The organism is uncultured Rothia sp., assembly GCF_937976295.1.
In the GTDB taxonomy this organism is placed as follows: Bacteria; Actinomycetota; Actinomycetes; order Actinomycetales; family Micrococcaceae; genus Rothia.
On sequence record NZ_CALJRY010000046.1, the window covers coordinates 1 to 4554 of the forward strand.

The following is a 4554-nucleotide window of genomic DNA, read 5'->3' on the forward strand; positions in this document are numbered from 1 at the left end:
AGGTGCAATAATCACCTCATCCGGTGAATCCTGATAACCTACCAGAAAGCACTCTTGGTGATCCTCCTGAAGAGCCGCAATATCGGGGTTGCGGTAGGTCGCGGAACCGGTCGCATACACCAGGTTGTAGGCACCGTAATTAATGATCTGATTATCAAAAGCAGGGTGCAGTACTCGGATTACTTGCTCTCCGGTTAGTTGTTGTGTGCCCTGCTGTTGATTGGCCTGCGCTACATCGGTGTCGGCCGTATTTTTCACATCGGTCATACCCCCAATTCTACCGGCAGGCGCGTTCTACGTCACCGTTTTATGTCACATAAACGCACTAATTTACTGGTGAAATACTCCGGTAGTGGTCGGCAGATAACACTTGTATCCCGTTCACAAGCCAACTTCTCAAAAAATACTGCAAAAAATTCGTTAAAACGGCACGGGAGATTTGACTCACGCACGCCAGCGCGCGAACATAGAAGGGTGCAAAAGCAACAGATGCAGCTGATTCTTAGCCTCGTAGTCGTCGCCTAGGGCGCCGCAGGACGAGGCTTTGATGCTGTCTACGTAAGCGCCCTTCGCTACCACCACCAGCGGAGGGTATTTTTTGTAGCTACGGAACCACCGGGGCGCACGCGCGAAAGGCACACCAGCTTATCGCACCTCACCTCAGATTACAGAGAACTGAAGAACCGATAAGAGGCATTAATATGACCACGGGATACTCGGCTAAGACCGCCCCCGAAACTTCGGCGGCGGGCGAAACACACACCACCGAGCGCATGACCGGCTCCCAAGCGATCATCCGCTCCCTTGAAATGCTTGGCGTCACCGACGTTTTTGGTTTGCCCGGCGGGGCAATCCTGCCCACCTATGACCCGCTCATGGATTCCTCCAAGATTAACCACATCCTGGTGCGCCACGAGCAGGGCGCAGGCCACGCGGCTCAGGGCTACGCAGTGTCCAGCGGCAAGACCGGCGTGTGCATCGCAACCTCCGGCCCCGGCGCAACCAACCTGCTGACCGCAATCGCAGACGCAAACATGGACTCCGTCCCCCTGGTCGCGATTACCGGCCAGGTGTCCACCGCACTGCTCGGTACCGACGCATTTCAGGAAGCTGACATCGTCGGCATGACAATGCCCATCTCCAAGCACTCCTTCATGATTACCGACCCGCAGGACATCCCCCGCGCGCTCGCAGCGGCATTCCACATTGCATCCACCGGCCGCCCCGGCCCCGTGCTCGTGGACGTCACTAAGGACGCGCAGGTCGGCATGATGGAATACCGCGGCATCCCCGAAGACCTCGAACTGCGGGGCTACACCCCCGCCACCCGCGGCCACTCCAAGCAGATCCACGAAGCTGCAAAGTTCATCACCGAGTCCAAGCGCCCCGTCTTCTACGTCGGTGGCGGCCTGGTCCGCGCAGGTGCCTCCGAAGAGTTCCACAAGCTGGCTAAGCTCATCGGTGCACCCGTCGTCACCACCCTCAACGCAATCGGTGCGTTCCCCGACTCCGACCCCCAGAACCTCGGCATGCCCGGCATGCACGGCACCGTCCCCGCCGTCGCCGCAATGCAGAAGTCAGACCTGCTGATTACCCTCGGCGCACGCTTCGACGACCGCGTCACCGGCAAGCTCGACTCCTTCGCACCCGAGGCTAAGGTCATTCACATTGACGTTGACCCCGCCGAAATCTCGAAGATTCGCTTCGCAGACGTGCCGATCGTCGGCGACCTCAAGTACGTGCTGCCCGAGCTGATCGAGCTGCTCTCCACCGAGTTCGCAGACCAGCTGCCGAACCTCACCGACTGGTGGAACGAGCTCAACGCAATCCGCAAGGACTACCCGCTCGGCTACGAAAAGCCCGCTGACGGCCTCGGCTCGCCCGAATACGTCCTCGAGCGCATCAGTGCCCTCACCGGCCCCGACGCATACTACGTCACCGGCGTTGGCCAGCACCAGATGTGGGGTGCACACTACATCAAGCAGGAAAGCCCCCGCCACTTCATCAGCTCCGCAGGCCTGGGCACCATGGGCTACGGCGTCCCCGCCGGCATGGGTGTAAAGGTCGCACACCCCGACTCCACCGTCTGGGTCATCGACGGCGACGGCTGCTTCCAGATGACCAACCAGGAACTGGTCACCTGCGCACAGAACAACATCCCCATCAAGGTTGCCATTATTAACAACTCCTCCCTCGGCATGGTGCGCCAGTGGCAGACTCTGTTCTACGACGAGCGCTACTCCAACACCGACCTGAAGGACGGCCACGGCACCGTACGCATCCCCGACTTCGTCAAGCTCGGCGAAGCATACGGCTGCGCAACCTTCCGCTGCGAACGCGACGAAGACGTGGACGCAACCATCAAGGCTGCCCTCGAAATCAACGACCGCCCCGTGGTCATTGACTTCACCGTCAGCCCCCACGCCCTCGTCTGGCCCATGGTCCCGGCAGGCGTATCTAATGACAAGATTTGGATTGCGAAGAACGCTTCGCCCGAGTTCGATCGTGAGGGAGAGAACTAATGTCTCAGCACACTCTGTCCGTTCTGGTAGAAGATAAGCCGGGCGTTCTCACCCGCGTCTCCGGTCTGTTCTCCCGCCGACTGTTCAACATCCTCTCCCTGGCTGTGGGCCCCACCGAAAACCCCGGTGTCTCCCGCATCACCATCGTCACCGAAGGCGACGCACACACCATGGAGCAGATTACCAAGCAGTTGAACAAGCTCGTCCACGTTCTGAAGATTGTCGAGCTTCCCACCGACTCCTCCACCCGCCGCGGTCACATCCTGATTAAGGTCAAGGCAGACGCAGTAGCACGCCTGCAGATCGTACAGGCAGCAGACCTGTTCCGCGCATCCGTGATCGACGTTTCCCCCGAGTCCGTTGTCATCGAGGCAACCGGCTCTGAGGAGAAGCTCAACGCACTGCTGGACGTTCTGGAACCCTACGGCGTTCGCGAAATCGTTCGCGCAGGCACCATCGCCCTGGCTCGTGGCCCCCGCGCCATGAGCGAGCGCATCTAACACCCACCAGGGTGCCACACAAACCCCGCACCAGCGGGCAATAGCGTCGGGTATCGCACCGCTTCGACCGGGAAACCGGCGTGCGATGCGATACCCGCCCCTATGGGCTTACAGATCTTCCGGATACTTCAGATGCTGAGAAGTACTCTCGACAGCCCGCAACTAAACAGCTTTCAAGTAGAATAGTCAGTGTTGAGCCCAGCCTGGGCCGCATATCAAACTTACTGAGGAGAAGAAAAATGGCAGCAACCATTTTCTACAACGACGACGCAGACCTCTCCCTGATCCAGGGCCGCACCGTAGCAGTTATCGGTTACGGCTCCCAGGGCCACGCACACGCACTGAACCTGCGTGACTCCGGTGTGAAGGTCATCGTCGGTCTGTCCGAGGGCTCCAAGTCCCGTGCCAAGGCTGAGGCAGAAGGCCTGCGCGTCGCAACCGTTGCAGAAGCAGCAGCAGAAGCAGACGTCATCATGATCCTGACCCCGGACCAGGTCCAGGCAAAGGTCTACGCAGAGAGCATCGAGCCGAACCTGAAGCCCGGCAACGCACTGTTCTTCGCACACGGCTTCAACATCCGCTTCGGCTACATCACCGCACCCGAGGGTGTCGACGTGGCAATGGTTGCTCCCAAGGGTCCCGGCCACACCGTCCGCCGCGAATTCGAAGCAGGCCGCGGCGTTCCCGCCCTGGTCGCAGTTGAGAAGGACGCATCCGGCGAAGCACTCGCACTGGCACTGTCCTACGCAAAGGCACTGGGCGCAACCCGTGCAGGCGTCATCAAGACCACCTTCACCGAAGAGACCGAGTCCGACCTGTTCGGCGAGCAGGCAGTCCTCTGCGGCTCCACCTCCCAGCTCGTCCAGTACGGCTTCGAGGTCCTGACCGAAGCTGGCTACCAGCCCGAAATCGCATACTTCGAGGTCCTGCACGAGCTCAAGCTCATCGTTGACCTGATGATCGAAGGCGGCATCGCTAAGCAGCGTTGGTCCATCTCCGACACCGCAGAGTACGGCGACTACGTCTCCGGCCCCCGCGTGATCTCCCCCGAGGTCAAGGAAAACATGAAGGCTGTCCTGGCAGACATCCAGAACGGCAACTTCGCAAAGCGCTTCATGGAAGACCAGGCTGCAGGCGCACCCGAGTTCAAGGAACTGCGCGCAAAGGGCGAGGCACACCCCATCGAGGCAACCGGCCGCAAGCTGCGCGAGCTGTTCTCCTGGAACTCCGTTGACGATGACTACACCGAAGGTTCCGTCGCTCGCTAAACGGTAGCTCAGCAATAGCTTTCTAAGGATCCGGTGCTCCACCCGCACCCCGCACAGGGGAGCGGGTGAGGCGCCGGATTCTTGCTGTTTTTGGCTGAATCGCAGCACCCATTAAAGATGTGATACAGTTCATGCTTGTTCAAGTTGCGGGTACCCACAGAATGCCGTATAGTATTTACTTGTTGCAAGGGAAACCCTGAAAAACAGGCAAGCGCCTCTAGCTCAATTGGCAGAGCAATTGACTCTTAATCAATGGGTTCTGGG

General features: G+C 59.5%; 3 protein-coding genes and 1 pseudogene. 3 read left to right on the plus strand and 1 reads right to left on the minus strand.

The window, feature by feature from the left end; translation table 11 throughout:
• Positions 1–267: pseudogene (locus Q0216_RS01280) on the minus strand (hypothetical protein); the annotation flags it as partial.
• A gap of 434 nt (positions 268–701) precedes the next feature.
• On the opposite strand from Q0216_RS01280, the gene Q0216_RS01285 reads away from it, so the two are divergent.
• The 3 genes from Q0216_RS01285 to ilvC all read left to right on the plus strand — a co-directional run bounded on the left by Q0216_RS01285 (position 702) and on the right by ilvC (position 4290).
• Positions 702–2522 carry an acetolactate synthase large subunit gene (locus Q0216_RS01285; protein WP_298592307.1) on the plus strand — a complete coding sequence of 607 codons (1821 nt, stop codon included), beginning with the start codon at positions 702–704 and terminating at the stop codon, positions 2520–2522.
• On the plus strand, positions 2522–3022 hold the full coding sequence (ilvN, locus tag Q0216_RS01290; RefSeq protein WP_298592309.1) for an acetolactate synthase small subunit: 501 nt from the start codon (positions 2522–2524) through the stop codon (positions 3020–3022). The genes Q0216_RS01285 and ilvN overlap by 1 nt, the downstream gene beginning before the upstream one ends.
• Positions 3023–3261: 239 nt before the next feature.
• Positions 3262–4290, plus strand: coding sequence for a ketol-acid reductoisomerase (ilvC, locus tag Q0216_RS01295; protein WP_070692390.1), 1029 nt, complete (start codon positions 3262–3264; stop codon positions 4288–4290).
• Positions 4291–4554 lie beyond the last annotated feature (264 nt).

What these genes read in the sequence shown, in the direction of transcription:
- Q0216_RS01285 (WP_298592307.1), top strand. Translation starts at nt 702, where the DNA reads ATGACCACGGGATACTCGGCTAAGACCGCCCCCGAAACTTCGGCGGCG.
- ilvN (WP_298592309.1), top strand. Translation starts at nt 2,522, where the DNA reads ATGTCTCAGCACACTCTGTCCGTTCTGGTAGAAGATAAGCCGGGCGTT.
- ilvC (WP_070692390.1), top strand. Translation starts at nt 3,262, where the DNA reads ATGGCAGCAACCATTTTCTACAACGACGACGCAGACCTCTCCCTGATC.